Here is a 25,481-nt window from a genome sequence, read left to right on the forward strand (position 1 = left end):
CCGGAGACAGATTTACGTGCCAGCTGTCTCCGCCAGATAGATCGCTGTGTAATCCAGGTAGTTCTGCGCATACTTGAGGATCATTGCCCGGTCATCATCTCCCAGCGTGCGCCTGACCTTGCCCGGAACGCCAGCAACCAACGAGTTAGCCGGTATCACCATATGTTCGGGAATAACCGCTCCAGCCGCGATGATCGAGCCCTCACCTACACGAGCATCATTCAGGATGGTTGCACCGATGCCAACCAGAACAGCGTCCTCCAACACGCACCCGTGCACGGTAGCATTGTGCCCGATCGTTACCATCTCCCCCACAATCACCGGATAAAGGTGTCGCATCCCATGCAACACGGCACAGTCCTGCACGTTGCTCCTCGCGCCAACCCGGATGGCATTTACATCGCCTCGAATGACCGCGTTCATCCATACACTCGATTGCTCACCGAGAATTACATCGCCGATAACCTGGGCAGACACGTCGATATAGCAACTTGGCGGGACAGTCGGTTTGCTTCCGTTATAAATCCGAATCATGAAGCATGATTTTACGCCGCACATGCAAAAGTTTTCAGCTTGCTGTCCTCAGATCTATTCAGGCTGCAAGTTACCATCGATTTATGTGTTTTTGGTCGCAAAGGGGCGTATTCTAGGAGTATCCCCATTGGGACTGTTTGGAGGTGTATTTTTCTTGGCAGAGGTTCGAGTACAAGAAGGCGAACCCCTTGAGAATGCCCTACGACGCTTTAAGCGCAAGGTGCAGACCGAAGACATCATCAAGGAAGTCAAGCGTCATTCTTTTTATCTGAAACCAGGTGAGAAGAAACGAGTGAAAGAAGCACTAGCTCGCAAACGTAATCGCAAGAAGGTCCGTAAGGAGCAGGATTAGTTACAGCTCCACAACCACGGCGGCCGCTCTCCTCCTCATCTTCAGAGTTTGAAGAGACGGCCGCCTGAATCGCCAGAGATGGACTCCCGCCATCGACTGGCCCCGGCAGAGAGAGCCTGACCATCGGCCCACATTGACCGGTAAATTGATTCCAACGAAGTCGCGTTTCCGGGCCCCCTTCAGATCTAAGAAGTAACGACCATCAGCAAAGGTAGACTCCCTTGGCGATGTCACGATCTTCCCCCTTGGGTGTTCTCCTTTCCGTAAGACGGGAGAAGCGGCATGGAATTTCTCGATCGGCTTTTAACCTGTGCAGACTGTGGCGGAGAGTTCATCTTTACCGCCGGGGAACAGCTTTTTTTCTTTGACAAGCAGTTCAAGAACGACCCGAAGCGGTGTAAACCGTGTAAGTCCAAGCGCTCCGGTGTCGGTCTGAAGGCGGGCACGGGGCCTGCCGCCGCTGGCCTGTCGCGCACTGAGACCCGCACGGAGTGCTCCGAGTGCGGTATTGAGACGACGGTGCCGTTCAAGCCGACTCAGGGGCGACCGGTACTCTGCCGGCAGTGCTTCCAGAGCAAGCGTGCCCCGACGACAGGTGCGCTGGTTACTGCGGCGGCTACCGCTGAGATGGTCGCCGGTACAACAGGCGAGCGTCCTGCACCGGGCGTCGAGCTTATGGTCGCCGCAGCGCAAGGTCCGCGATTCTAAGCGGTCAGCTTCGGACTCTCTAATCCTCACTCGTGCGATCTGTGTGAGGATTAGAGAAGTCCAGAGTCACAACGTCGGCCGACTGACCGATTCGGCGCCGAAGTTTGTGCCAAACCCTTCGACAACTTCGAGTTCACTCTTTGACTCGCTATTTGCCGCGAATGGAAGTGTGCGGGCTGGACAAGCGATCCCGAGACGGTCGCTTTTGGTTGCGGAGTTGTGCTCTTCGAATGCATTTAAGCGTGAAAAACCCCGCCGAGGCAGGGTTTTTGGTGCAAATTTGTGGTGACTTTGTGGTGACTTGTGGTGCGTTAGACGGGAACTGATGTCAGTTCGGCTGGATCGACGTTGACGAAGCGGCCATGCTGGCCCTTGTCCTGGAAGCGGACGATGCCGTCGACCTTCGCGAAGAGGGTGTCGTCCTTGCCGCGACCGACGTTGGCGCCGGGCTTGAGCGGGGTTCCACGCTGACGGACGATGATGCCGCCGCCGAGGATCGTCTGACCACCGAATACCTTGACTCCGAGCCGCTGGGCGTTTGAGTCGCGGCCGTTTTTGGAAGAACCTAAACCTTTTTTATGTGCCATTCGATTGCCTCTTTCGCGCTGCCCTATGGGCCTTTGCGCTCACTGAATCTTGAATTCCAAAAAACTAAACTTTTGACGGAAGTTGTGTCTTACGCTTCCTTGAAGCTCTTGCCGTTGACGAGAATCTCGTTGATTTTGACTTCAACGAAGTTCTGGCGGTGGCCCTGCATCTTCTTGTACTGCTTCTTGCGCTTGAGCTTGAAGACGAGGATCTTTTCGCCGCGGCCTTCGCCGACGACGGAGGCGAGAACCTTGGCTCCGGTGAGGTCGGACTCGAACTTACCCTCTTCGCCGCTGACGGCGAGGATGTCGGAGAACTCGATGTTGCCGTTCTCGTGGGCGGTGGTTTCAATCTTCAACTTCTCGCCAGGAGAGACCAGATACTGTTTGCCGCCGGTGCGGATGACTGCGTACATGACTAGAACCTCAAGCGGGTCGCGTGGAGCTGGCCGCTTCCTTCAAAATAGATTGTGCTGCATGGGCGCATACAGGAGCACTTCAGTAAGCCAACCGGTCAAGCCATCGCAGTCTTGATTCCCGACCGCCGGGCTTAGGCCTGTCGTCCCTGCAACTCTTGAGGTGAAGACACAAAGAGCTGCAGCGCCAAACTTAATGAGTGTATCGCGTTCCTTGAACTGGGTCAACGATTCATGCCTTTCGGAGTCGATTGCGCTTGCTGTACCCCCTCCATTTCGCTTGCTGTACCCTCCCCCCACCCCCCCTTGGTATCTTGCACGTAAGTCTTTTCGTTTCATCAACCTGCGGGCGGATTCTGTCCGCAAAATATTGATTGTAAACGAGTTAATCGCAAAATGTAGATTCCATTGGAGTTAGCTTTGGGCCAGCGGTCCCCGTTGCTCTTCCGTGTTTCTACTCTTCCCTTTTAATTGTACCGGGTTGGGAGGGGTAGATACGCCACGCGAAAAGCCGCGTTTGGAGCGGGTTTTGTGGTGGTTGGGGGTTGACAGAATTTGCATTGCGAGCCCAGTCTAGGCCGCATCGCTAACAGATCAAGTTAGTTCAGTTCGGATTTTGAAAACTGATCGGCAACCACAGCGTCTTGCGCGCTCATAACTATTATTGGCGAAAAGCGAACCTTTCGTGACTTCGATGTCTCTCTCAAGCATGCAGACCCGGACCCAGGTAAAGGAGACCGCGCCTCCTGAGCAAACCCTCCTCGTTCTGCTTGCGCAAGCAGGCGACCGGGCTGCGCTGGAGGAACTCCTTCGTGTTAGCTATGCGCCGTTGCGTCGCTACATTACACGTCTTGCCGGTGCCGACCTCGCCGAAGATATCCTTCAGGAGACTTCGCTCCAAATCTTCCGCAAACTTCCCTTCCTGCGCGAGCCTGCCGTCTTCCGCCCCTGGACCTTTCGGATTGCTTCGCGGATTGCCTTCTCCCATTTGAAACGTGCCAGCCGTTGGCACCCCCTCGAGGATGCACCGCCTGAAGACCTTGCTGTCCTCAACCCCAGTCTTGGCGAGCTACCCGACGAAGCCTTTCTGACCCTGCTCGACCAGGTCTCACCTGCCAGCCGAGCCGTGCTCCTGCTCCACTACCAGCACGATCTGTCACTTGAAGAGAGTGCAGCCATCCTGGAGATTCCGATCGGGACCGCTAAGTCGCGCCTGCATTACGGGGTCACCACTCTTCGCAAACACCTTAATCCCGAAAGGAACCCCGCATGAACTCCGAACGTCAGCAGCCCAACCCCGAAGATACGAACGCGGAACTTGCCTTCGTCCAGCAAGCCCTTGCAGCAGCCGACAGGTCCGAACGCTCCTCACGCATTATCGTTGGCGTGTTAGCCATCCTCGCCGTTGTCGTGTTTGTTTGGATGCACCTCCATATGTTCCCGCCCGAGACGCTGGGTGGTTTGCTGCACTCGATTCTTCGCGTCGACCTTTTCTTTCTGGTCCTGCTGTTCGCCATCGCCATGTATCTTCGTCAGGTTATGAACAGGAACACACGCACAATCCTTCGGGCTCTCGCCAACACCCGCCAGCGCTGACTTAACCGCAGAGGAAAGGCGAGCCGCGCGGCTGCTCGCCTTTCCTCTGCTTCTGATTTATAAACTCAGGTCGAAATAGCGTGGACGGCGTGAATGCGCAATGCGAAAAGCCGCGGCTGGAGCTGGTTTTGTGGTGGTTGGGGCTTGACAGGATTTTTCTGATGCCCCCGGCAGAACAGCAGATTCCTTCGCTGCGCTACGGAATGACAACAAAAGGACAAGGCAACAACAACAACTGCAACAGCAACAACAACTGCAACAGCAACAACAACAACAACAACAACAACAACAACTGCAAGTACAAGTACAAGTGCGAGTGCAAAGACAGGGATCGTAGTTGGTGGACCTACTACGTTCGAAGTGGAATGTGGTTCCAGGGCGGGGTGACTTCGATGCCGAGCCGGGCGATTTCTGCTTCCATATCTGCAAACTGTTCCGTTAGCGGAAAGCCGAGGCCTTTCCACGCCTCCAGACCGCCCTTCAGTACATAGATGTTTTGGATCCCGTGCTTCCTCATGGCCAGCGCGACGCGCGCACTTACAAAGCTATTCCTGGATCTGCAGTAGAGCACCAGATTGACGTCGCTGGGGATGACGATACGCTTCTTGCGCCGGATCTCGAGCGGATCGAGGCGCACCGCTCCTGGAATTACGCCAACGCCCTCAGGATCCTCCTCAAAGCGGAGCAGATCGAGGACACCAACCTTCTCCCCCAAGTCCAATCGCGACTTCAACATCCCGGGATCGATCTGCAGCGGTCGAAGCAACCGGATCATCATCACAAGCTGCGTGAGTTTCAAGACGAACATGATCAGGAGCGGAACCCCGAATACCAGAACCACCACAGTGGCAACCGCGGAGATGCGTTGTGCCACGTGATCCAGCTGGCGCGCGAAGAGAAAGCCGCAGCCGATGTACGCAGCGGCCCAAAAGGAGGCTCCTCCGGCATCGTATACAAGGAAGGCCGGTCGCGAGGCCCCGAGCATACCCGCCAGGGGAGGGCAGATGCCGTCCAAGCCAGGCACAAACTTGGCAATCAGGAGAAGCCGGAGACCTTTCTTCGCAAAGATCTCCTTTCCCCGGCGCATGCAGAAGCTGGGATCGCGCGTCAAGGCGCACAGCAATCGCAGGACCCGCTTGCCCCGGAGGCGGCCAGCTTCGTACCAGAGCAGGTCCGCTAAGACGCATCCCAGAACAGCGACCAACAGGATTCCAACGAAACTCAGCTTGCCGGAGCCGGCCAGGGCACCGCCCGTGAGTAGAAAAAGAAGGGCGGGAACCGGAAGAGAGAGCTGACGCGCGAATACAGCAACAAACAGGATGGGATAGGTGATGTGGGTCAGGTAGTAGTTCATGCGAATTCCGGCCTCTGTTCGGTTTCAATCATATCCTCAGCACGTTCACGATCTTAGGAGAGGTTTGCTGGTGTCGCAGAAGCATGAAAAACGGTTTTTCGATAACCTGGCTGGAACAGGCTGGCCTAGATGTTGTCTCAATTGATGGGGTGATGCATCGCCAATGCACTCATCCAAGCCTCATCGCTCACGGACGATTGGTGCAGTAATCTTTCTGCATGAAGATTGCGATTGTTACCGGGGCGGCGCAGGGGATTGGGCGTAGGACGGCGGAGGTTTTGGCGGGGGCTGGTTACAGCTTGCTACTGATGGATATGCAGCCATGTACTGCGACGCTGACTGCGATTAGGACGACCGGCGTTGAGGCTGAGGAGGTGTTGGGTGACATCTCGGATGAGGCTGTGGTTGAGCGGGCGGTGAAGGTAGCGCGCTCGCGGTGGGGACGGGTGGATGTGTTGGTGAATAACGCCGGGATCAGCTTTATTGCGCCGGCAGAGGCTGTCGATGGCAAGGCGTTTTTGCGCGTGCTGCAGGTGAATCTGCTGGCTCCGTTTTTGTTGGCGAAGGCGTTTGGCGCGATGATGCTCGAACAGAGGAGCGGAAGCATCGTGAATGTGGCTTCGATTGCAGGGTTGGTGGGGATTGCGGATCGCTCGGCTTACAACGCTTCGAAGCATGGATTGATTGGATTGACGCGGACGTTGGCGGCAGAGTGGGGTGGGCGAGGGGTGCGGTGTAATGCGGTGTGTCCGGGGTGGGTGAAGACGGAGATGGACATTGCGGACCAGGCGGCGGGTGGTGGGTATAATGACGCGGATATCGAAGGCGTGAATCCGATGGGAAGGTTTGCAACGCCGGAGGATATCGCGAGGGCGATTCTGTTTCTGGCTGAGCCGGAGCAGAGTGGGTTTGTGAACGGGCACGCGCTGGCTGTTGATGGTGGGTGGACGACCGATGGAAGCTGGCAGAGTTTGAGGATGCGGAAGCGGCAGGGGTAGGGTTTGTGTGCGAAGTCCGGTGTTCGCTATTTTGCGTTGTTGGCGCGATGCATGCGGCGAAGTTCGGCTTTGATCTCTTTGCGGAGTTCGGGTGGGTCGATAGCTGCTGCGCGAGAGCCAAGGCCGAGGACAACGAAGCGGGCTTGCTGGTAGTTTTCGAACTGGACGTGAAAGAGACGCCAGCCCTTTTGCAGCGTGCGTGATGCGCGATGGTCGAGTGCAGGAACCATCGGGCACCAGCGTTCGGTGGAGACGACGGCCTCGTCAGTGAGTGCCAGCGTGGTGGTGACGGGGTGCTTGTGTTCTTTGAGTTTTACGGTGGTCTGCTTCCAGTAGGTTGCCAGGTCGAAGTTTGGCGGACGCATGCATGGGAGCGCGAGGGTGACGGCGTCGCGCATGCGAGAGACCCGGTAGGTGCGGGTGCCTTCGGTTGTCTGGGCGACGAGATACCAGACGGTTTGTTTGCAGACGATGCCGAGCGGGTCGACGGTTCGAGTGTTGGTGTCGCCGTCGGGGCGGGTGTAGAGGAAGGTCAGTTTGCAGTCGCGGGCGAGGGCGTCCTGCACGATGGGGAGCATGGAGAGATCTTCGTTGGAGGGTCGCCAGCCGGTGGGGTCGATGTGCAGGCGGGCTCGGATGGAGTCGGCGTGGAGGCGCATGGAGGTTGGCATGGAGGCCATGAGCTTGTCGAAGGCACGCTGGGCGGCGGCGGTGAGTTTGCGGTCTCCGAGCGCGCTGGGCTGAGCCATGAGGAGGGCCTGGAGTTCGGCGTCGTCGAGGCCTGGGACCTTGGTGCGCCAACCTTTTTGCAGCTCCCAGCCGCCGCTTGCACCGCGATGGGCGATGAGTGGGATGCCCGCGAGGCAGAGGGCCTCCATGTCGCGATGAGCGGTGCGCTGGGAGACTTCGAGGCGCTCGGCGATCTCGCGTGTGGAGAGGCGGCCGTGAGCTTGAAGGAGCATGAGCGAGGAGAGGAGGCGATCGGATTTCACGTTGTGCTCTCTCCTCTCTTGTTCAGAGTCTTTTCAGAAACTAAAGTTATTTGAGATATATGACAACAGATGTCATATATGCGCAACTACCTTGTGGTTGTCAGGCCTGAGGGCCTCACAGGAGGCAGTGCGATGGAGTTCAAGCGATATTTTCTGGAGCAGCTGGAGAGCGAAGCGGAGGCCTCACGGAAGGTGATTGAGCGAGTGCCCGAGGGACAGAACGGATGGAAGCCGCATGAAAGGTCGATGGAGATGGGTAAGCTGGCGGCGCTGGTCGCGACGATGCCGGGATGGGTTGCGGTGATGATCGACCATGATGAGCTCGATCTGAATGGGAATGGGAAGGCGTTCCAGACCAAGGCTTTGGAGACGAGGGCGGAGTTGCTGGCGGCGCTCGAGAGCGGCGTTGCGGCTTCGCGTAAGGCTCTGGAGAACACGACGGAGGAGCATCTGATGAAGACGTGGCGGCTGAAGATGGATTCGCAGGTGCTGTCAGAGGGGCCGAGGACCTTCACGATCCGAACGGCGCGCTGAGCCATCTGGCTCATCATCGGGGGCAGCTTACGGTGTATCTGCGGTTGAATGAGGCGAAGGTGCCGGCAATCTATGGGCCGAGTGCGGATGAGTGGCACTAACGATGAGAGCAGGTAGCGGGAGTTGAATCCTGCTTGCCTGCTCGTTTGCTTCCTGTTTTACGCGGCGAGGGCCAGGATGTGGGCCTGGAGGTCTTCGAGCCAGAGGGCGAGGTCGAGTCTGCGGGAGGCGATGTCGCGGGTGGAGATGAGGCTGAGGATGGCCTCCTGAAGCTCGATGGGGAGGTCGGTGAACCCGTAGCCAGTGCGGGTGCGGGTGATGGTCTCGATCTCGTCGAGGCCAAGCCGGTAGTCGAAGGCGATGGGGTGGGGAGCGCGGGATGAGCCTTCGGCGGCGCTGTTGGTGAGGGCGGCATCCAGGCGGGATGCAACGTAGCTGGAGCCGGGGCGCGAGAGCAGGATGGTGATGGCTTGCAGGATGGCGAACTGAGAAGTGGTCAGGTTTTGTGGAACATAGAGTGTGCCGTTGTCGATCAGGCGCTCGAGCCAGACGGTTGGCGACGGGTTGGTCGGACGGCGCAAAGGAGTTGCAGTCAGCTGGTCAGCTTTCAAGGCCACAATGAAACTCTCCTGTTGGTGTGTGCACTGCATGGCTATACGTCCCATGCGTTTATTGGACGCCGCGAGGCAGAGGAAAAGCTGAAAAATGATACGGAGGTTCTCCCCCAAAGGTGGTATACCGTCCGCGGCTGTCGTGTTGGATGCAAGATTCGGTTGATCGGTATGGCTCTGGTAACAATAAAGAAAGACGTGATGTCCACAAGGAGAGAATTGGGATGACAGAAGTTGTAGACCGGCAGGCGCCGGTGAGGATAAAGGTGCTAAAACTGCGGCAGGACGCACAGTTGCCGCGGTACGCGCATGTGGGGGCGTTTGGCGATCTGGCCGCCGACTTGTATGCCGTCGATGCGGCGTTGCTGCAGGCTGGGGCGACGATGGCGGTTGCAACCGGGATTGCGCTGGAGTTTCCGGCGACGCATGGGGCGTTGGTGGAGGACCGTTCGGGGCTGGCGATGCGCGGAGTGACGACGCTGGCTGGGGTGATCGATCCGGGATATCGCGGGGAGATTAAGGTGGTGGTGACGAATCTGAGCGGGGCGGCGGTGGAGATTAAAGCTGGGGATCGCATCGCTCAGCTGCGGCTTGTGCGGAGGATCGAGGCGGAGTTTGAAGAGGTGAGCGAGCTGGTGGAGGCTCCGCGGGGCGCGAAGGGGTTTGGGAGTACGGGGAGTTAGTTCGGCGCGACGTTCGCTTCTGGGTCTTGTTACTGCCAAGCGGCGTATGCTTTCGGCTAGTGTTTTCAGGAGGCGTTATGGGTGAGGCGCGGTGGCCTGAGTTGCCGTGGGACGCGTGGGCGGATACGGCGAATACGCTGCACATGTGGACCCAGATCGTGGGGAAGACGCGGATGGTGCTGACTCCGCTGCAGAACCACTGGTGGAATGTGCCGTTGTATGTGACGGCGCGGGGGCTGGGGACGTCGGCGATCGTGTATGGGAACGATGTGCTGGATATCGAGTTCGATTTTGTGGCGCATGAGCTGCAACTGCGGATGGGGTCGGGCGCGGTTCGAAGGATAAAGTTGAAGCCGCGAACGGTGGCTGATTTTTATAAGGAATATTTGGGGAATCTGGCAGAGCTTGGGGTGTCGGTGAAGATCAATCCAATGCCGGTGGAGGTGTCCGACCCGCTGCGGTTTGATATCGACACGCAGCACAAGTCGTATGACCCGGAGTATGCGCACCGGTTCTGGCAGGTGCTGGTGCATGCGGAGAAGGTGTTTCGTGCCTGGGGGACGGGATTTCTGGGAAAGGTGAGCCCGGTTCATTTTTTTTGGGGCAGCTTTGATCTTGCGGTGACACGGTTTTCAGGGCGTGTGGCTCCGCCGAGGCCTGGCGCTGATTCGATTCAGCGAGAGGCCTACTCGCATGAGGTGATCAGCGCTGGCTTCTGGCCGGGGAACGGTGGTTATGGTGCTGCGTCGTTCTACTGCTATGCGGCGCCTGTGCCGGAGGGGTTGTCGGAGGCGAAGATTCGCCCGGATGCTGCGGGGTGGGATAAAGCCTTGGGGGAGTTCATCTTCAAGTACGACGCGGTGCGGGCGTTGGCTGCGCCTGAGCAGGCGATTATGGAGTTTCTGGATAGCTCGTACGCTGCCGCTGCAGATGCGGCCAAGTGGGACAGGGCTGCGCTCGAGCGGCGATGAGGGCCAGCGGTCGCGGTGAGGCTCTGAGCGTGCGACAATCTTAAATAGCGAGCCATGCCAAATCCGCAAGCCCAGCAAGCCAAAGTCCCCACGCCAGCTACCATTACTCCGGCGCTGCTCAAGCAGCACAGCATCACTCCGGACGAGTACAAGCGCATCGAAACAGCGCTTGAACGCACCCCATCCCTGACCGAGTTGGGGATTTTTTCTGTGATGTGGTCGGAGCACTGCTCGTACAAGTCTTCTCGTGTTCATTTGAAGCGCCTTCCGACTCGCGGTGAGAGAACGACTGGACCGGGAAGCGTGGTGCAGGGGCCGGGAGAGAATGCCGGGATCATCGACGTAGGCGATGGATGGGCTTGTGCGTTCAAGATTGAGTCGCACAATCATCCTTCGTATATCGAGCCATACCAGGGCGCGGCTACCGGTGTCGGTGGGATTCTGCGTGACATCTTCACGATGAATGCGCGACCGCTGGCGGTGATGGATTCGCTGCGATTCGGGCCGCTGGATGAAGCTGAACCAGATGAGGCGCTGCGGCGCAGGAACCACCAGATCACGACCGGCGTGGTGCATGGTGTGGCTGGATACGGCAACTGTTTTGGTGTGCCGAATCTAGGTGGCGAGACGCGGTTCGAGAACTGTTACTCGGGCAACCCATTGCTGAATGCATTTGCGCTGGGTCTCGTCCGTCGTGACGAGATTTTTTATGCGAAGGCTACGGGCGTGGGCAATCCTGTGATCTACGTAGGAGCCAAGACGGGCCGCGATGGAATTCACGGAGCCACGATGGCCTCCGAGGAGTTCACCGAAGGCTCGGAACAGAAGCGGCCCAATGTTCAGATGGGCGATCCGTTCCTGGAGAAGCTGTTGCTTGAGGCTTGCCTTGAGGCGATGGCGACCGGCGCGGTGCTGGGGATTCAGGATATGGGCGCGGCGGGTTTGACCTGCTCGACGTGCGAGATGGGTGCGCGTGGGGATCTCGGCCTGACGGTGGAGTTGGATCTTGTGCCGCAGCGTGAGACCAGCATGTCGAGCTACGAGATCATGCTGTCGGAGTCGCAGGAGCGAATGCTGCTGGTGGCTGACAAACCGCGGGCACAAGAGGTTCTGGATGTGTTCGCGAAGTGGGGGCTGGATGCTTCGATCGTCGGCGTAGTGACGGAGAAGCCGAATATGGTGATCACGCAGCATGGTGAGCTGGTGGCGGATATTCCGAATCGCAGCCTGACCGATGATGCTCCGCTGTATCACCGTCCAGTGGGCGTGTGGAAGGCTCCGGTGCCGCTTGATGCCCCGGCACATTTGATTGAAGAGTTGAACAGATCGAGAGACTATACGGCTGATCTGAAGAAGCTGCTCGCGGGCGCGAATATCTGCGATAAGCGTTGGGTCTTCGAGCAGTATGACTCGATGGTGCAGACCAATACCGTGCAAGGGCCGGGCGGCGAGGCCGGCGTGATGCGGATCAAGGGCACGGCGAAGTCTTCCGGTGCGCCACGTCATCCTGGGCTGCTGGGTAAGCTTGCCGATCTGGTTGCGTCGTCGACTCCGCAGGGCGAAGCGACGCTCTCAACCAACAATCAGGATGCGACGAACCCGGTGGTTGCACCGGATGAGTCGCACGAGTTTACGAGCACAGTGAAGGGTGATCGCGGGCTAGCGATGGCGTTGGCAGGAAATGGCCGCTGGACCTATCTCGACCCAAAGCTGGGCGCGATGCATGCGGTTGCCGAGGCGGCACGAAAGGTCGCTTGCACCGGTGCGTTGCCGGTGTCGGCTACAAACTGTTTGAACTTCGGCAATCCGGAGAAGCCAGAGATTATGGCGCAGCTCTCGCAGGCGATCGACGGGATCGCCGAAGCTTGCATCGCGTTGGGGACGCCGGTGACGGGCGGGAATGTCTCGCTCTACAACGAGACCAAGGGTGAAGGAATCTATCCGACTCCAGTGATTGGCATCGTCGGGATTATCGAGGACGTGACGAAGGCTGTTCCGTCAGCGTTCCGCAGGGCTGGGGATAAGGTTCTCTTCCTCTCTGCGTTTCAGGGTGGCGGGCGAAATCCACGCCGGGAGCTTGGTTCGACCGAGTATGCGAAGACGATATTGCATGAGCTGTGGGGAACGCCTCCGGTGCTGGACCTGACGGAAGAGGCAGCGCTCCACAAGGCGCTTGTAGCGCTTTCGGAGCATGGTCTGCTGGCCTCGGCTACCGATATTTCGGATGGTGGATCGGCGGTTGCGTTTGCGAAGGCGTGCTTCCCACGCGAGTTGGGCTTGAGCGTGTCGATGACCGTTTCGGAGACGGAGCCATTCGCATTGAAGGAACGATTCTTCAGCGAGATTGGTTCGTCGGTAGTTATTTCAACGGACGAGGACCATCTTAACGCGATACGAACTGTGCTCGCTGATCATCCTAAGGTGTGGATGGCCCCGCTGGGTGAGGTGACCAACGGCAACTTTGAGATTTCGATCAACGGAACAAAGGTTATCGATGAGCCGGTTGCTGCACTGAAGGGATCGTGGGCAGGTTCACTGGAGGAGCAGTTGGCCGATGAGGTGGTGACGGCGTAATGAATAAACTTCTCGAGCTGCAGAAGCATCCGGTGGAAGATTTAGAAGACGAAGAAGACGGGACGCCATTCGACAAGCTGCGCGAAGAGTGTGGCGTTATGGCGGTGTACGGCCATCCGGATGCCGCGCGTATGACGTACTGGGGTCTGTATGCGCTGCAGCATCGCGGGCAGGAGTCGGCGGGGATTGCGAGCGCGGATGGGCAGCAGGTGAACGACATCAAGGGCATGGGTCTGGTGTCGGAGATCTTCACCGATGACGTGTTGGGGAAGCTGCCGGGACATATTGCGATTGGGCATACGCGCTACTCGACGACGGGAGATTCGGCGCTGTTGAATGCGCAGCCTATCTCGGTCGAAAGCACGAAGGGCCTTATTGCGATTGCGCATAACGGCAACCTGATCAACCTGGGTACGTCGAAAGAGCGACTGGAGCGCGATGGAGCAATCTTTCAGACGACGTCGGACTCCGAGATCATCATCCAGTTGATCGCGCACTCGACGAAGAACACGCTGATCGATTGCATGGCGGAGGCACTGACGCAGGTGCAGGGCGCGTTTTCGATTGTGATGATGACGCGAAACCGCATCTTCGCAGCACGCGATCCGCATGGGTTCCGGCCGCTGGCGATGGGCAGGATTGAAGGCAAGGACGGCGCGCCGGATACATTCGTGTTTGCGAGCGAGACGTGCGCTTTCGACCTGCTGCACGCGAAGTATGAGCGGGATGTGAAGCCAGGTGAACTGGTGATGGTGTCGGAAGATGGCGTGACGAGCCGCTACTTCAACACGACGACGGCGCAGGCGAGCTGCGTGTTTGAGCATGTTTACTTTGCGCGGCCTGACTCGAAGATCTATGGCCGGTGGGTGCAGCAGTCACGCGAGGAGATGGGGCGGCAGTTGGCGCGGGAGTCGGGTGTGCCGGCGGATCTGATTGTGCCGGTGCCGGACTCGGGCGTGACGGCGGCGATTGGGTATGCGGCGGAGTCGGGGATACCGTTTAACTTCGGGCTGATTCGAAATCACTATGTGGGTCGCACGTTTATTCAGCCGGAGCAGAGGGTGCGGGACTTCGGCGTGAGGATGAAGCTGAATCCGATGCGGAGTCTGCTTGAGGGCAAGCGCGTGATTCTGATCGATGACTCGATCATTCGCGGGACGACCTCACGGAAGATTGTGCGAATGGTGCGAGCAGCGGGCGCGACAGAGGTGCATCTGCGGATCTCGTGTCCGCCGACGACTTCGCCTTGTTTTTATGGGGTGGATACGCCTTCGAAGAAAGACCTGATTGCTGCGAATAAATCGATCGCGGAGATCTGCGAGTTTGTTGAGGCGGATTCGCTGGCGTACCTGTCGCTGGTGGGGCTGACGCATGCCTGTACGAAGGGGGAGCCGGTGGATGGCTTGTCGCCAGGGAGCTTCTGCACGGCCTGCTACACCGGGGATTATCCGACGCAGTGGGTGGATGTATCGGAGATTCTGCCAGCGGTTACTACAGTCTAGGCGATCTATTACATTCAGTCTTGCTGAGCTTAGATCTCGGCGAGGGCGTCGGTGTATGCCTGCAGCACGTCCCGTCGCAGCGTGTAGCTGACGAACTTTCCTTCGCGCATTGCCCGCACCAGACCAGCCGTCTCGAGCTCCTTCATGTGGTGGGACAACGTGGCGGCGCTCACGGGATGCAGCTCATGGATCGCAGCGCATGGCATAGAGTTCTCGCAGCTTCCAATCTGTCGTAGTAGCTCGTAGCGTCGCGGGTCGGCCAGGGCTTTGGCAATCAGGTGAACCTGCTCGTCGGTCAGCTTCACCCGCTGCTCAGCTTCCGTCCGCTTCGAAGCGCTCATGGCCCACCTTTAGCGAATCTGTACCAGCTCCGCGCCGGCTCCATGCCCGGAGGCACCCGGTGTAATCTGCGAGGTCTGCGGTGCGCGCCAGTGATCGATGTAGCTTACCTGGTGGACGCAGCTGATTGTGCAGCTTGGCGCACAACTCTTCTCCGTCAGGAACTCGCGCTTTACGTCCGCCGTGGTATATCCCGACAACGGAACCGCTGGATACCCGCGTTGCTGGCTGCAATAGTGCACCAAGCCGTTTTCGCAGATGTAGAGATACCGTCCGCCTGCGCGGCAACGCCAGTCGTTCGTCTTCCCGTTGGCGATGGCCTCTTGGAAGTGGTTGAACCGCGAGTAGCTTCGGCGAGTCAGGTTGCGAACCTTGTCCCACACGCCGCGCTCTTCCGCGCCGAGGGGCTTCAACTGGCCGCTGCCATCGTGAATGATCCCGATGGTCGAGCTGAAACCAAGCGCCAGTGCCCGCTCACTGACGGTCAACGCATCATTCGGGTTGGCAATACCGCCACCAACGACGGAGTTGATATTGACGTGAAAGTCCGCGTGCTCGGCGAGCATCTGCAGCTTCTTGTCGAGCACCTTTAGGCTCTTCTTCGAGACCTCATCCGGCATCACGTTGTCGATCGAGATCTGCATGTGGTCGAGCCCAGCCTTGTTCAGCCGTTGAATTCGATCCGGCATCAGCAGATATCCGTTCGTGATCATTCCTGCAATCGCACCGCTCTTGCGAATCCGGGCGATGATCTGGTCCAGCTCCGGGTGCAGCAGCGGTTCGCCGCCAGAGATCGTAATTACGGAGGTGCCGAGGCGCCCCAGATGATCGATGCGGCGCAGCATCTCGTCGAGCGGCACCGGGTCCGAGAAGTCGTCGTATTCGTTGCAGTAGGTGCAGGAGAGGTTGCAGCGGCGCATCGGCACAATGTGCGCCATATACGGGTGCCCGGTCGACATCACGGCAGACCCGATTGAACCCAGCTCACGCAGCTTGCGCGTCACTGCCTTCCAGCGGCGCTTTGCAGGCATCGGACGTCTGCCATTCGCCACAGCAGTTTTAGGAGCAGAAGACATATCACTTTCAAGTATATCGAATCGTTGCACCTGGGGGCTCATTTGTCTAAAAAGGCTGCCTTTGAGCTTGCTGAAGGCGCTTACTGCTTGGTCGCTCGCCATCTCTCTTCGGCCAGCACCACAGACGTCTCAATCTGGCGTTCGGGCACGCTCCAATACTTCTTGAGAAGACGATCTTTCTCCTGGTTATCAACGATTTGGAAGCCGTATCGCTCGTAGAAACGAATCGCCCACAATGCCGACGCCCAGGTACCAATCAACACCGGCCCGGGCGCTAACTGACGCAAGTGCGATAGCAAGCGCGCTCCAATGCCTTGATTTTGGCTGGCGGTGCGAACATAAGCGTGTCGAATCAGCGTAACGTCGTGAACATGTTGCAGGCCCATCACACCTGTAACCGACCCCGCCTCTTCAAACGCTGAAAACACAACACCTTCGTTGATCTCATGCTGCAGCTTCTGCTGAGACATGTAAGGCTCTACCCAGCAGTCGGCGGGGATGATGCCTCGATAAGCCTGCGCGCCATCGTTGATGATGGTCCAGATCACTTCGAAATCTCGATTGTCACAACGGCGGATCACGCGTCGCAACCTCCCGGTTCTATGTCCAACAAAAATGGCGCCCAAGGCGCCACTTCATTCGTCTCCTGAGACGGTCTACAACTTCGCCAGCAACTGCCTGGTGTACTCGGTCGTTCCTTCAAAGAAATCTTCGAGGCCGAACACCGGCTTTGCGCTTGAACGCTTCTTTCCATCCGGCGTCAGCGTCAGGGTCTGTTCATGCTTGTCGCGAATCACCACGACGGGCACTGGCTTCCCCTTGTTGTCGTGAACCGTCTTGGTCCACTCTGTTCCGCTCGACACAGCGATGGAGTTGATACGCACGACAACATCTCCGGCCTTCATACCGGCTTCCTCTGCCGGGCTGTTGGTGTCGACACTTCGCACCAGCAAACCAGCGCCACCTTCTGAACCGAAGTAGTCCGCCAGTTGAGGCCCCATAACTTCGAGCTGAGCGCCGGTGTAGGACGAGTTGAGAATCATACTCATCGCAAGGACCTCTCGATGCCCCTTCGGCGTGGGCGTCACGCTGCTTGACGGCGACGATCCCATAAAACTATTTCCGGGGCCACCAGTTCTCACAGAGCCGGATGGGCCTTCACCCGGAGCGGGTACCGAGTAGTGCTGCTCCCATGCCTGCAACCCGACCATCTGGCGGTCAGCCATCGCCATCGACATCGTCTGGGTTTGTCCATCGCGGCTGATCAGGAAACTCACCGTTCGCCCCACCGGCTGGTCCCGCAGCATCCGCTTCAAATCTTCCCAGCCGCCGATTGCCTGACCGTTCATCTGAAGAATCACATCGTGGACACGCATCCCCGCCTTGCAGGCAGGTCCATCATGGTCAAGTTCGATGATCTCCGCGCCCTTGGTCTCCTTCAGCTTCAACGCCGTAAGCTGGTCATCAGTAATATCCCGAGCCACCACTCCGAGATACCCCTGTGCTGCACGTGCATGCGACCCACCCAACATCATCGCCACCATCTGCGGTCCAACCTCTGAGGCCGTCTGTGCGGCGTGCAAAACCTGTCCCCCATCCAGAACGGCTACTCCCGCGATCAGCGCTACGACTCCGAACGACCTGCGGTGTTTCATCTTCATACCCTCATCTCTGCACTGCTTCACACGAAGCGACCAACGCGGACCTCGTTCCCGCACCTACTGAATATTTGGAGAGCCCTGCAGCGCCTGGTACGACGCGGTTCGAATATAAGGATTCGCATCCTGCGTCGAGACCGTCCGCAACACCTGCTGTACGCTCGAGTCTGACTGTACGGGACCAAGCACACCGATCGCAGTCTGCCGCACCTGCGGGTCGGAGTCGTGTAGCACTGCTTCGAGCACCGCATCGCGAACGTGCTGGTCCTGGCTGACGTATCTCTGTAAACCTTCGAGCGCCTTCATCCTCACTCCAGCGTCCTGATCGTACCGCAAGGACACCATCAGCGCATGACGAATCCCCTTGCCATCCTGCGTTGGCTGGCACTCGTGGCCTGCGACGCACTCGCTCGTCAGCAGCGAGACGGAGTTCATTCGCACTCCGGGCGTTGCAGCGGCGTTCGTTCCCACCATCAACAGCTTGCGAATCTCCGGACTATCCAGCGAACCTTCCATCGTCTCCGGAGTGACCCTGTTGTAGTTCACCTGCACCAGCTCCGAGTTCGGTGTCTGCACGATCCCGGTTACATTTGCGATCACGCTGTCAGGGTGGGTTACCGTCACAACCGGCGCAGGCTTTGGCGCATGCGCCACCTGATACCGCAACGTAAAGTTCCCTGCCAGAAAACCCACGCCCAGCAGCAGCGTCGCCAGCGCTGGCGCGCTCTGCACATGTCCCAGCCATCGATAAAGATTTGCCCTTAGTTGATCCAGAAACCTACGCGGCGGGATCATGTCCAGCGCGTCATCCAGCCGCATCCTTGATTGTGCCAGCAGATTTGGAGAAGGCTCTAACACGGGCAATACAGCTAGATGTTCCTCGAATTCCTGGAACGCATCCAGCTCTGCGGAGCAACTCTCGCAGCTCATCAGATGTTGTTCCAGCGGTCCGGCCAACTCATCTGGTAGCTCGCCGTACTTTAGTAGAACGATGCAGTCTTTTGCGCTCTCACACTTCATTGTCTTACCTCAACCAGCCTCAAAGTTTTTCTTGTCATAGCGGGGTCTTTAGCTTCGCCCTTTCGCCAATCACAACGCTCCACTTCCATGACGAACAACTCTTATCGAAGCCCTGCCAGATTGGCCCGTAACTTTCGCGTGGCCCTGAACAAAGTATTCTTGGCAGTCTCTTCGGTCGTGCTCAACATCTCGCCGATCGTTCTGAGCTTCAGCCCCTGGTAGTGCTTCAGCTCGAAGACCGTTCGTTCTCTCGGAGTCAGCTTGCTTAGGGCATCGCTGATCCGTTCGCTCATCACCTTACGGTCCAACTCGCGGCCCGGGTTCGCCATCGCCCGATCGTCCGTGATATTGGCCATCAGGTCCATCTCATCGCCACTGGCATCCAGCACGGTTGCCGGGTCTTCCCTGCGGCTCTTACGACGACGCAGCTGGTCCAGACACAGATTTGTAACAATCCGATACAGCCAGGTGTAGAAGCTGCATTCGAACCGGAAGTTTCCCAGGTGGCGGTACGCCTTGATGAACGCCTCCTGGTGAACATCCTGTGCATCCTGCTCATTTCCAAGCATATGCAGCGCCAGTCTGAGCACCGACTGGTCGTATCGTCGCACCAGCGCATCGAAGGCGGTCCGGTGCCCCTTCTGGGCCTCGCGGATCAGTTCATCGTCTTCGGTTCGCTGCTGAGCCCGTGCGTCGAGCTGCGCCTGTGTCAGCTTGCCGCCGTTTCTGGTTCCGGATTGGGCCGCCGCTTTTGCCATTGCTGGCAATGATTCTACCGGCCTGACGCCCAGAAGTCCCGCGGCAAACGGACTAATTCGCCGTTTTCCAGTTCCTATAGCGAGCGAAGAAGACAGCTCTCCGCCAAGGTCCAATCCAGCAGCATCTGCATTCATCAGTCTGACTCCGGAGGTCAGGAAATCGATTACATTCAAGTAGACCTGCGAACTTAGGAAAGGTGAGCACAGGGGTTACCCTGTTTTCTTCGGCTCGGCATCCGGTAAACTCACCCAATGCCTCCCCGTTCGCCCGCCGCCCCCAGCCTCTTTGCCGAATCCCCAGCGCCAGCCGCTCCCAGAACACAGCAATCCGGCCAGCGATCTGATTGGATCAACGCCCACTGTGACGGCGGAGCCCGTGGTAACCCGGGGCCCTCCGGCTACGGCGCCCTCATCCAGAACGACGAAGGCGTGGTTTTGGCTGAACTGTCGGAGTTTCTCGGCATGCGAACCAATAACTATGCGGAGTACTCCGGCCTGCTGGGCTGTCTTCAGTACGCGCTCGACCACAACCACCCCCGCCTGCGCGTGGTCAGCGATTCGGAGCTGATGGTCAAGCAGATTCAGGGCAAATACCAGGTCAAGAGTCCCGACCTGAAGCCGCTCTTTGAAGAGGCAAAACGCCGGATTGCAAAGCTTGAAAAGTTTGAGATCAGCCACGCCCTCCGGCACAAAAACAAGGACGCCGACAGGCTTGCCAACGAGGCCATGGATCGCGGGATGCGCCGCGGCAACACCAGCGACGTGCGCCCTGCGGCTTCGGGGCAGCCTGCTCAAGCTCCGCTCAAAGCAACCCCTTATCCGACCAAATCCGAAGCGCCACCCGACCCCTACGCGAAGGCCGATGCCATGCTTCGTGGCTTTACCAAAGACGGCGTCGTCCACGTCCTCGGAGGCGCAACGCTCCCGGACGGCGTCTTCGTAAAAATCATCCGCGAATAATCCTATCCGCTCGAGATGTGCACGTTGGAGTCGCTCGCGTATTCGATCCTGAAGTCGATCTGGGCGGCCTTTTCCAGCATCTTCGAGACCGAACAGTATTTATTCTTCGAGAGTTCAACCGCGTCTTCGGCCGCCTTCTTTGAGACAGCACCGCCAATGACATAAGTCAGCATGATCTTTGTAAATACCCGAGGCGGCGCAGCGGACTGTTCAGCGGTTGCAGACACAGTAAGGCTGGTCAGAGGCTCACGCTTCTTTTTGAGGATCGAAACGACGTCGACAGAGGTACAACTGCACAGAGCCATCAGCACCGCCTCCATTGGTGAAGGGCCGTTGACGTGCCGGTCGCCGGCATCGAAAACAACCTTATGGCCACTTTCGGAGCGACCCTCAAACTCCATCTCCTTCGTCCAAACTGTCTCGGCAATCATTGGTCGCTTCCTCCTAAATTCATCGGACATTCGATTAACACTGGAAACCCCCATCGGGCGGCACCTTCGTCGACTTCGAGAATAAAGCTCAGCGTCCGGCAGCAGCCATCCGTGTACAAAGCTCCTCCACCGCCGCCATCTGCGTCAACATCGTCTCCAACTTCTGCGCTCCTAAACCATCTTCGAAGCGACGCTGCATTCGATCTAGAATCCCCACCACGCGCACCGCGCGCCTCCTGCCGAGTGGACGCAGTACGAGCTGCACCGCACGGGCATCGTCGTGATCGATCTGGCGCTGCACCAGGCCCTTCGCCTCCAGCGACGAGATGCAATGACTCACATTGCCACGCGTCATCTGGAACGCCTCTGCCAAGGCGGACGGCTTGATCTGCCCGCGCTTCTCGAAGAAGATTGCGGCGAGCACCAGCGCTTCAAGCAGGGTCACCTCTTCGCTTTGCAGGATCAAATTGAGAGACGCATCCATCCTCCGCGCGATTCGGTTAGCCTGAAAAACGGGGTTCTGCTGCAAGAACGCTTCGATCCGCATAGTGACCTCGAAACTAGTTTACAGGTTCAACTATTTACAACGACACCAAACTAGCTCCAATCACATCTGTTGCAGGCGGATGATGAAGACATCATTCATGCAGACGCATGAATTTGAACCACGGCGACCGGCTTTAACCTCATGAAAAAATACCTCCTCTGCCTGCTTTGCGTCACTCACACATTAGCTCAACAACCCACCGCGCAGACAGACACCACGTCGAGGCCGACGACCGCCTCCGTTAACCCCGTCGCGCAGAGCATCTCCGTCACCACTACACTCGAACCGCTGCCCTTCGCCGAGAGCGATCGGTCCGTCAACCTCATCTCTCCTCGCGATCAACCGCTCGTCTCAAACAGCGTCGTCGATCTCCTACGACAGGATCCGTCACTCAATCTCCAAGCTCGCGCAGCCAACGGAGTGCAGGCCGATCTCTCAATCCGCGGCACTACCTTCGAGCAGTCGCTCATCCTGCTCAACGGCCTCCGCATCAACGACCCCGAGACAGGCCACCTCAACCTCGACATCCCTATCCCTCTCGACGCAGTGACACGAATCGACATCCTCCACGGCTCCGGCAGCACGTTCTACGGCTCCGATGCCATCGGTGGTGCGGTCAACCTCCTCACCCAGCCGCCTCCCAGCGGCCTCAACGTCATCGCGAGCGCCGGCGGCGGAAGTTACGGTTCCATCGTGCAACACCTCCGCGCCTCATACACAGCCGGCCCAATCGCCGAACAGCTAACCGGCAGCCGCGACACCTCCGACGGCTTCATCGTGGATCGTAACTACTCCTCGAACGCTCTTGCATCGGAGACCTGGCTCAACCTCAAGCCCGGCACGACCGACATCCTACTCGCCGCGAGCGACCGTCCCTACGGAGCCAATCTCTTCTACGGCCCGTACCCATCATGGGAGCGCACCCAGGGTTGGTTCGCCAGCATCCAGCAGCAGCTCGGTCAGCAGACTGCGGCGAGCTTTGGCTATCGGCGCCACACCGATCTCTTCGTTCTCTTCGTCGATCAGCCCGACATCTACGAGAACAACCACATCACCACGAGCTACGAGGGTGCTCTGCGCCGCGCCGATGCACTAACTCCGAACACTACTCTCTCCTACGGCATCGAAGCCGACGGCGACAGCATCCACTCGAACTCGCTCGGCGATCATGCCCGCAATCAGGGCGCCGGCTACGCCAACCTCAGCCTCCGCGCGCTTGGCCGCTTCTCTCTCTCAATCGGAGCTCGCGAAGAGATACTCAGCAGCAATGGCTCGGTCTTCTCTCCCTCTCTAGCCGCTGCGTATACGCTCACTCGCACGACTCGCCTGCGAGCCGCTGCTGGCCACGGCTTTCGTCTTCCCACCTACGTCGACCTCTACTACTCCGACCCCACCACCATCGGCAACCCAAATCTGAAACCCGAATCTTCGTGGAGCTACGAAGCTGGACTTGATTGGTCGCCAACGAACGGCCGCTTGACGCTCACCGCGACCGGCTTCCGCCTCCAGCAAAAAGACACCATCGACTACTCAAAACTTGCTCTCGCCACAGACGCACTCACCTTCGCCGAACCCTACCAGGCGGTCAACATCCAGAACCTCGACATCACTGGAGCCGAAGCCACTGCTCGACTCAGACTGACCAGCACCCAGCAGTTGCAGTTCAGCTACACCGCCGCTCATGCGGCTTCTCCTCCAGCGAACCTAATCTCCGAGTACGCCTACAACTATGCGGCGCAGAACGCCTTATTCGCCTGGAACGGCAACTTCCGCCAGATCGCTGCACGCACTCAGGTGAACATCGTTCAACGCACCCAGCACACCGCCTATCCACTCTGGGACATCGCGCTCTCGCGCAACACAGGCCACCTGCGACCTTATCTACGCCTGCTGAACCTCAGCAACACCGGCTATCAGGAGATCCCGGACGTTCCTCTGCAGGGCCGCACCATCATGGCTGGAACAGAGTTCAACTGGTCGCGACCCTCGCGCTAGACGGCTGGCGAACAAATCCGAGTATCGACGCATCTTGACACAGGAATTGTTTATAACCAATAGAGACTGTTCATCGCTTGGAGCGATCCCGTGTGACCGAAGCCAGGAAGCTGATTTTATTTGAACCATGGAGCATGGGAGACGCTCTGATCGCTATGGCGATTGCACTGCAAGACCCCGCGCGGCTCGTGCTGGCCTGCAACTCGCGGTGGCACGATCTCATCCGTGCAGTAACAGAAGGAGGTGCGGCTCCCGAACTGATTGCCGCTGACCTGAGCTATGTCGATCGCAGCCGTAAGGGACGATGGAATTCGGGTTCGCTGCCGGTGCTCTCGACATCGGCAACAAACGTAGCGACCATACGAGGAGACATCAGGGACACCATCGCTGCGAGAAAGCTGTTTCTCAATGCTTCGATACGATCAACGGGCTGGTTGGCGTTCGCCGCGCGTCGCTCTGCGTTACTGGACTTGCCTTACGCAAAGGGTTGGCTTGCCGTACGAAACCGCTACCGCGCATGGGCCTCTATTGCCTCGGTTCCCTGGCAGCAGGTGCAGCACTTTTACGAACAGAAGCTTCCTGCACCAGCTTCACCGCTGGTCACGGTGCATGTTGGAGCGCAATGGCGCTCAAAACAATATCCGCATGTAGCGAGGCTGGTCGATCTACTCTCCGGCATCTGCCACGTCCAGATCGTCGCAGCGCCGGGAGACTCCCTCCCTGCGGGGATCGCTGAGACAGATGTTCGCCGCCTCATCAATCAACCGCTCGTAGACGCCTTCCGCGCAAGCTCCCATGTCATCGTCAATGACTCGGGGCCCATGCACCTTGCGGCTATCCTGCGCTGCCGCACGTTGCCGGTCGTTTGCACATCGGGCATTCGGGAGTGGCTCCCTCCCGCCACAATCCCCATCGAAGCAAAAGATACTCCGCGAGGTTATCGCCCGCACCCGGAGTACATGTCGGACATGGTGATCGAGGGGTGGCCCTCGCCCGAAGAGATCGTCCAGACCGTCGGTGTCAAATCCGACCGGTGAAGACGAAACGCCAGCTGCGCTTATCTAGAAGTGATGAAACATGCGCAGATGCGTTATCTCTTCCACCAAAACAAGAACCAGCGTGACGAGCGAGAGAACAAGCTGCACACGCTCTTTTTGAATCTTCCCCCGCGTCAGCGGCTTCTGGCGCCACTGCGAGGCGGGGCGGTTGCGAAGATAGCGCACATGCATCAGGACAATCAGATTCAAGAGCGCACCGGCAAGCGCAAATCCCACCATTGGCACTCGAATCCAGTCCGTATGGAACCTGTCCCAGAACTTTCCGGCTCCGACGATGCTGGTCAGAGCACCCACCCCGATCAAAACCCGAAGACCATCAAGAGCAGTGAAGAACGTACAAACACTCTGCAGAAGAACAAAAAGAAAGCTCGACCACGCGACAACAACATTTACTTCGCCCGTTGTCGCGGGCAACAGGGGAGAGTCTTCCGCTACCTGCGGCTTGACAGAGGGACTCGTCATCGGAGAGCTCGTCATCGAGAGGGGCCTGCTCATGAAATCTACGCTGTGTTTGTTATCGCTCAGTTTCTACTGCTCCGCCTGACCGAAAGATCATTTCTTTCTGACATCAAAAACTGCCGTCAAAAACGTACCGAGACCAAACCTCTCTGCAAATTCTGCCCTGAGCAGGAGACGATGGCGAGCATCTACTTCGCCAGCTCCGCCTTCACGATCTCGCTGACCAGCTTGCCATCCGCACGCAGCCCATCGGCAAGAATCCTCTGCTGCACAACCTTCATCACCGTTCCCATCTCCTTTGGCCCTGGCTTGCTCCCGCCTTCAGACAACGTATGAATCGCACCCTGCACCACGCCGCGAATTACATCCTCACCTGCGGCCTGCGGCAGATAGCCTTCGATCATCCCGATCTCGACCTGCTCCTTCTCCGCCAACTCCGGCCTGCCACCCTTGGTGAACGACTCCACCGACTCCTTGCGCTGCTTGATCAGCGTCGTCAGAATCTGCGACTCCTCCGCATCGGTCAGCTTCTCGCGCTTGTCGATCTCCTTGTTCTTCAGCGCTGATTTCACCATCCGTAGCGTCGTCAGCCTGTGTTCGTCCTTGGCCTTCATCGCCACCACAATATCCGTCTGAATCTTCTCGCCAATCGTCATCGTTCCCTCGTCTCCATCGAATCCAATCCCTAATTATAAGTAAGCCGAGGAACGCGAGGCCCCAAGCCGCCCGCATCACCGAAACAAGGTATACAAGTCAAGAAGTGATCGC

The 25,481-nt window shown here is 58.3% G+C and carries 30 protein-coding genes; 14 read left to right on the forward strand and 16 right to left on the reverse strand.

The annotated features are described in order from the left end of the window. Positions 1 to 12 precede the first annotated feature (12 nt). The gene (locus tag RBB82_RS07915; RefSeq protein WP_433974576.1) at positions 13 to 534 is read right to left on the reverse strand and encodes a gamma carbonic anhydrase family protein; all 522 of its coding nucleotides are present in this window, start codon (positions 532 to 534) and stop codon (positions 13 to 15) included. Between the two features lie 154 nt (positions 535 to 688). Here RBB82_RS07915 and rpsU point away from each other — a divergent pair, with 154 nt between their 5' ends. Together rpsU and RBB82_RS07925 are read left to right on the forward strand one after the other, a co-directional pair. Next, positions 689 to 886 (forward strand): 30S ribosomal protein S21, encoded by a 198-nt coding sequence (gene rpsU / locus RBB82_RS07920; protein WP_014267628.1) that lies wholly within the window; start codon positions 689 to 691, stop codon positions 884 to 886. Between the two features lie 282 nt (positions 887 to 1,168). Beyond that, positions 1,169 to 1,594 (forward strand): zinc-ribbon domain containing protein, encoded by a 426-nt coding sequence (locus tag RBB82_RS07925; RefSeq protein ID WP_433974578.1) that lies wholly within the window; start codon positions 1,169 to 1,171, stop codon positions 1,592 to 1,594. Positions 1,595 to 1,905: 311 nt separating this feature from the next. Here the strand turns inward: RBB82_RS07925 and rpmA are convergent, their stop codons facing one another. Both rpmA and rplU read right to left on the reverse strand, forming a co-directional pair. Continuing rightward, positions 1,906 to 2,181, reverse strand: a complete 276-nt coding sequence (rpmA, locus tag RBB82_RS07930; RefSeq protein ID WP_179580270.1) for a 50S ribosomal protein L27 — start codon at positions 2,179 to 2,181, stop codon at positions 1,906 to 1,908. Positions 2,182 to 2,270: 89 nt separating this feature from the next. Further along, complete coding sequence (gene rplU / locus RBB82_RS07935; RefSeq protein WP_433974579.1) at positions 2,271 to 2,597, reverse strand: 50S ribosomal protein L21; 327 nt, start codon at positions 2,595 to 2,597, stop codon at positions 2,271 to 2,273. A gap of 709 nt (positions 2,598 to 3,306) precedes the next feature. Here rplU and RBB82_RS07940 point away from each other — a divergent pair. Together RBB82_RS07940 and RBB82_RS07945 are read left to right on the forward strand one after the other, a co-directional pair. After that, entirely contained in the window at positions 3,307 to 3,870 is a 564-nt protein-coding gene (locus RBB82_RS07940; RefSeq protein ID WP_433974580.1) for an RNA polymerase sigma factor, read from the forward strand. Further along, positions 3,867 to 4,193, forward strand: a complete 327-nt coding sequence (locus RBB82_RS07945; protein ID WP_433974581.1) for a hypothetical protein — start codon at positions 3,867 to 3,869, stop codon at positions 4,191 to 4,193. Before RBB82_RS07940 ends, RBB82_RS07945 begins: the two co-directional genes overlap by 4 nt. Positions 4,194 to 4,542: 349 nt before the next feature. On the opposite strand, the gene RBB82_RS07950 is transcribed toward RBB82_RS07945, so the two are convergent. Beyond that, positions 4,543 to 5,547 carry a VTT domain-containing protein gene (locus RBB82_RS07950; RefSeq protein ID WP_433974582.1) on the reverse strand — a complete coding sequence of 335 codons (1,005 nt, stop codon included), beginning with the start codon at positions 5,545 to 5,547 and terminating at the stop codon, positions 4,543 to 4,545. Positions 5,548 to 5,765: 218 nt separating this feature from the next. Between RBB82_RS07950 and RBB82_RS07955 the strand changes: the two genes are divergently transcribed. Beyond that, positions 5,766 to 6,545, forward strand: coding sequence for an SDR family NAD(P)-dependent oxidoreductase (locus RBB82_RS07955; RefSeq protein WP_433974583.1), 780 nt, complete (start codon positions 5,766 to 5,768; stop codon positions 6,543 to 6,545). Between the two features lie 26 nt (positions 6,546 to 6,571). Here the strand turns inward: RBB82_RS07955 and RBB82_RS07960 are convergent, their stop codons facing one another. After that, positions 6,572 to 7,537, reverse strand: a complete 966-nt coding sequence (locus RBB82_RS07960) for a helix-turn-helix transcriptional regulator (protein ID WP_433974584.1) — start codon at positions 7,535 to 7,537, stop codon at positions 6,572 to 6,574. 69 nt (positions 7,538 to 7,606) lie between these two features. Here RBB82_RS07960 and RBB82_RS07965 point away from each other — a divergent pair, with 69 nt between their 5' ends. Next, positions 7,607 to 8,071 carry a DinB family protein gene (locus RBB82_RS07965; RefSeq protein ID WP_433974585.1) on the forward strand — a complete coding sequence of 155 codons (465 nt, stop codon included), beginning with the start codon at positions 7,607 to 7,609 and terminating at the stop codon, positions 8,069 to 8,071. 32 nt (positions 8,072 to 8,103) lie between these two features. Next, positions 8,104 to 8,172, forward strand: coding sequence for a hypothetical protein (locus tag RBB82_RS07970; RefSeq protein ID WP_433975351.1), 69 nt, complete (start codon positions 8,104 to 8,106; stop codon positions 8,170 to 8,172). A 57-nt stretch (positions 8,173 to 8,229) separates the two neighbouring features. Here the strand turns inward: RBB82_RS07970 and RBB82_RS07975 are convergent, their stop codons facing one another. Further along, positions 8,230 to 8,688 carry a hypothetical protein gene (locus RBB82_RS07975; protein ID WP_433974586.1) on the reverse strand — a complete coding sequence of 153 codons (459 nt, stop codon included), beginning with the start codon at positions 8,686 to 8,688 and terminating at the stop codon, positions 8,230 to 8,232. A gap of 218 nt (positions 8,689 to 8,906) precedes the next feature. On the opposite strand from RBB82_RS07975, the gene dut reads away from it, so the two are divergent. From dut to purF, 4 genes are all read left to right on the forward strand, one after another. Further along, positions 8,907 to 9,365 carry a dUTP diphosphatase gene (dut, locus tag RBB82_RS07980; RefSeq protein ID WP_433974587.1) on the forward strand — a complete coding sequence of 153 codons (459 nt, stop codon included), beginning with the start codon at positions 8,907 to 8,909 and terminating at the stop codon, positions 9,363 to 9,365. Between the two features lie 77 nt (positions 9,366 to 9,442). Then, positions 9,443 to 10,336, forward strand: coding sequence for a DUF5996 family protein (locus RBB82_RS07985; protein WP_433974588.1), 894 nt, complete (start codon positions 9,443 to 9,445; stop codon positions 10,334 to 10,336). 54 nt (positions 10,337 to 10,390) lie between these two features. Next, entirely contained in the window at positions 10,391 to 12,910 is a 2,520-nt protein-coding gene (gene purL, locus RBB82_RS07990) for a phosphoribosylformylglycinamidine synthase subunit PurL (RefSeq protein ID WP_433974589.1), read from the forward strand. Next, the gene (gene purF, locus RBB82_RS07995; RefSeq protein WP_433974590.1) at positions 12,910 to 14,412 is read left to right on the forward strand and encodes an amidophosphoribosyltransferase; all 1,503 of its coding nucleotides are present in this window, start codon (positions 12,910 to 12,912) and stop codon (positions 14,410 to 14,412) included. The genes purL and purF overlap by 1 nt, the downstream gene beginning before the upstream one ends. A gap of 29 nt (positions 14,413 to 14,441) precedes the next feature. On the opposite strand, the gene RBB82_RS08000 is transcribed toward purF, so the two are convergent. The 6 genes from RBB82_RS08000 to RBB82_RS08025 all read right to left on the reverse strand — a co-directional run bounded on the left by RBB82_RS08000 (position 14,442) and on the right by RBB82_RS08025 (position 19,398). Then, complete coding sequence (locus RBB82_RS08000; protein ID WP_433974591.1) at positions 14,442 to 14,753, reverse strand: ArsR/SmtB family transcription factor; 312 nt, start codon at positions 14,751 to 14,753, stop codon at positions 14,442 to 14,444. Between the two features lie 9 nt (positions 14,754 to 14,762). Then, complete coding sequence (locus tag RBB82_RS08005; RefSeq protein WP_433974592.1) at positions 14,763 to 15,827, reverse strand: radical SAM protein; 1,065 nt, start codon at positions 15,825 to 15,827, stop codon at positions 14,763 to 14,765. Between the two features lie 80 nt (positions 15,828 to 15,907). Then, positions 15,908 to 16,375: a GNAT family N-acetyltransferase gene (locus RBB82_RS08010; RefSeq protein ID WP_433974593.1), complete on the reverse strand. Its 468-nt coding sequence runs from the start codon at positions 16,373 to 16,375 to the stop codon at positions 15,908 to 15,910. 108 nt (positions 16,376 to 16,483) lie between these two features. Next, entirely contained in the window at positions 16,484 to 17,488 is a 1,005-nt protein-coding gene (locus tag RBB82_RS08015) for a PDZ domain-containing protein (protein ID WP_433974594.1), read from the reverse strand. A 57-nt stretch (positions 17,489 to 17,545) separates the two neighbouring features. Continuing rightward, the gene (locus tag RBB82_RS08020) at positions 17,546 to 18,505 is read right to left on the reverse strand and encodes a HEAT repeat domain-containing protein (protein WP_433974595.1); all 960 of its coding nucleotides are present in this window, start codon (positions 18,503 to 18,505) and stop codon (positions 17,546 to 17,548) included. Between the two features lie 101 nt (positions 18,506 to 18,606). Continuing rightward, entirely contained in the window at positions 18,607 to 19,398 is a 792-nt protein-coding gene (locus RBB82_RS08025) for an RNA polymerase sigma factor (protein WP_433974596.1), read from the reverse strand. A 117-nt stretch (positions 19,399 to 19,515) separates the two neighbouring features. Here RBB82_RS08025 and RBB82_RS08030 point away from each other — a divergent pair, with 117 nt between their 5' ends. Then, positions 19,516 to 20,223, forward strand: a complete 708-nt coding sequence (locus RBB82_RS08030; RefSeq protein ID WP_433974597.1) for a ribonuclease HI family protein — start codon at positions 19,516 to 19,518, stop codon at positions 20,221 to 20,223. A gap of 2 nt (positions 20,224 to 20,225) precedes the next feature. Here the strand turns inward: RBB82_RS08030 and RBB82_RS08035 are convergent, their stop codons facing one another. Both RBB82_RS08035 and RBB82_RS08040 read right to left on the reverse strand, forming a co-directional pair. Further along, entirely contained in the window at positions 20,226 to 20,654 is a 429-nt protein-coding gene (locus tag RBB82_RS08035) for an OsmC family protein (RefSeq protein ID WP_433974598.1), read from the reverse strand. 88 nt (positions 20,655 to 20,742) lie between these two features. After that, positions 20,743 to 21,201, reverse strand: coding sequence for a MarR family winged helix-turn-helix transcriptional regulator (locus RBB82_RS08040; protein ID WP_433974599.1), 459 nt, complete (start codon positions 21,199 to 21,201; stop codon positions 20,743 to 20,745). Positions 21,202 to 21,342: 141 nt separating this feature from the next. Here RBB82_RS08040 and RBB82_RS08045 point away from each other — a divergent pair, with 141 nt between their 5' ends. Further along, positions 21,343 to 23,196 carry a TonB-dependent receptor plug domain-containing protein gene (locus RBB82_RS08045; protein ID WP_433974600.1) on the forward strand — a complete coding sequence of 618 codons (1,854 nt, stop codon included), beginning with the start codon at positions 21,343 to 21,345 and terminating at the stop codon, positions 23,194 to 23,196. A gap of 134 nt (positions 23,197 to 23,330) precedes the next feature. Then, positions 23,331 to 24,233 (forward strand): glycosyltransferase family 9 protein, encoded by a 903-nt coding sequence (locus RBB82_RS08050; RefSeq protein WP_433974601.1) that lies wholly within the window; start codon positions 23,331 to 23,333, stop codon positions 24,231 to 24,233. A 24-nt stretch (positions 24,234 to 24,257) separates the two neighbouring features. Here the strand turns inward: RBB82_RS08050 and RBB82_RS08055 are convergent, their stop codons facing one another. Together RBB82_RS08055 and RBB82_RS08060 are read right to left on the reverse strand one after the other, a co-directional pair. Next, entirely contained in the window at positions 24,258 to 24,716 is a 459-nt protein-coding gene (locus tag RBB82_RS08055; RefSeq protein WP_433974602.1) for a hypothetical protein, read from the reverse strand. A 185-nt stretch (positions 24,717 to 24,901) separates the two neighbouring features. Beyond that, positions 24,902 to 25,369, reverse strand: coding sequence for a GatB/YqeY domain-containing protein (locus RBB82_RS08060; RefSeq protein ID WP_433974603.1), 468 nt, complete (start codon positions 25,367 to 25,369; stop codon positions 24,902 to 24,904). Positions 25,370 to 25,481 lie beyond the last annotated feature (112 nt).

The organism is Tunturiibacter lichenicola (assembly GCF_051013355.1).
In the GTDB taxonomy this organism is placed as follows: Bacteria; Acidobacteriota; Terriglobia; order Terriglobales; family Acidobacteriaceae; genus Edaphobacter; species Edaphobacter lichenicola_F.

Coding starts and splice junctions, on each gene's coding strand:
- RBB82_RS07915 (WP_433974576.1), bottom strand. CDS start 534: ATGATTCGGATTTATAACGGAAGCAAACCGACTGTCCCGCCAAGTTGC.
- RBB82_RS07925 (WP_433974578.1), top strand. CDS start 1,169: ATGGAATTTCTCGATCGGCTTTTAACCTGTGCAGACTGTGGCGGAGAG.
- rpmA (WP_179580270.1), bottom strand. CDS start 2,181: ATGGCACATAAAAAAGGTTTAGGTTCTTCCAAAAACGGCCGCGACTCA.
- rplU (WP_433974579.1), bottom strand. CDS start 2,597: ATGTACGCAGTCATCCGCACCGGCGGCAAACAGTATCTGGTCTCTCCT.
- RBB82_RS07940 (WP_433974580.1), top strand. CDS start 3,307: ATGCAGACCCGGACCCAGGTAAAGGAGACCGCGCCTCCTGAGCAAACC.
- RBB82_RS07945 (WP_433974581.1), top strand. CDS start 3,867: ATGAACTCCGAACGTCAGCAGCCCAACCCCGAAGATACGAACGCGGAA.
- RBB82_RS07950 (WP_433974582.1), bottom strand. CDS start 5,547: ATGAACTACTACCTGACCCACATCACCTATCCCATCCTGTTTGTTGCT.
- RBB82_RS07955 (WP_433974583.1), top strand. CDS start 5,766: ATGAAGATTGCGATTGTTACCGGGGCGGCGCAGGGGATTGGGCGTAGG.
- RBB82_RS07965 (WP_433974585.1), top strand. CDS start 7,607: ATGTCATATATGCGCAACTACCTTGTGGTTGTCAGGCCTGAGGGCCTC.
- dut (WP_433974587.1), top strand. CDS start 8,907: ATGACAGAAGTTGTAGACCGGCAGGCGCCGGTGAGGATAAAGGTGCTA.
- RBB82_RS07985 (WP_433974588.1), top strand. CDS start 9,443: ATGGGTGAGGCGCGGTGGCCTGAGTTGCCGTGGGACGCGTGGGCGGAT.
- purL (WP_433974589.1), top strand. CDS start 10,391: ATGCCAAATCCGCAAGCCCAGCAAGCCAAAGTCCCCACGCCAGCTACC.
- purF (WP_433974590.1), top strand. CDS start 12,910: ATGAATAAACTTCTCGAGCTGCAGAAGCATCCGGTGGAAGATTTAGAA.
- RBB82_RS08000 (WP_433974591.1), bottom strand. CDS start 14,753: ATGAGCGCTTCGAAGCGGACGGAAGCTGAGCAGCGGGTGAAGCTGACC.
- RBB82_RS08005 (WP_433974592.1), bottom strand. CDS start 15,827: ATGTCTTCTGCTCCTAAAACTGCTGTGGCGAATGGCAGACGTCCGATG.
- RBB82_RS08015 (WP_433974594.1), bottom strand. CDS start 17,488: ATGAAGATGAAACACCGCAGGTCGTTCGGAGTCGTAGCGCTGATCGCG.
- RBB82_RS08020 (WP_433974595.1), bottom strand. CDS start 18,505: ATGAAGTGTGAGAGCGCAAAAGACTGCATCGTTCTACTAAAGTACGGC.
- RBB82_RS08025 (WP_433974596.1), bottom strand. CDS start 19,398: ATGAATGCAGATGCTGCTGGATTGGACCTTGGCGGAGAGCTGTCTTCT.
- RBB82_RS08030 (WP_433974597.1), top strand. CDS start 19,516: ATGCCTCCCCGTTCGCCCGCCGCCCCCAGCCTCTTTGCCGAATCCCCA.
- RBB82_RS08035 (WP_433974598.1), bottom strand. CDS start 20,654: ATGATTGCCGAGACAGTTTGGACGAAGGAGATGGAGTTTGAGGGTCGC.
- RBB82_RS08040 (WP_433974599.1), bottom strand. CDS start 21,201: ATGCGGATCGAAGCGTTCTTGCAGCAGAACCCCGTTTTTCAGGCTAAC.
- RBB82_RS08045 (WP_433974600.1), top strand. CDS start 21,343: ATGAAAAAATACCTCCTCTGCCTGCTTTGCGTCACTCACACATTAGCT.
- RBB82_RS08050 (WP_433974601.1), top strand. CDS start 23,331: ATGGGAGACGCTCTGATCGCTATGGCGATTGCACTGCAAGACCCCGCG.
- RBB82_RS08055 (WP_433974602.1), bottom strand. CDS start 24,716: ATGACGAGTCCCTCTGTCAAGCCGCAGGTAGCGGAAGACTCTCCCCTG.
- RBB82_RS08060 (WP_433974603.1), bottom strand. CDS start 25,369: ATGACGATTGGCGAGAAGATTCAGACGGATATTGTGGTGGCGATGAAG.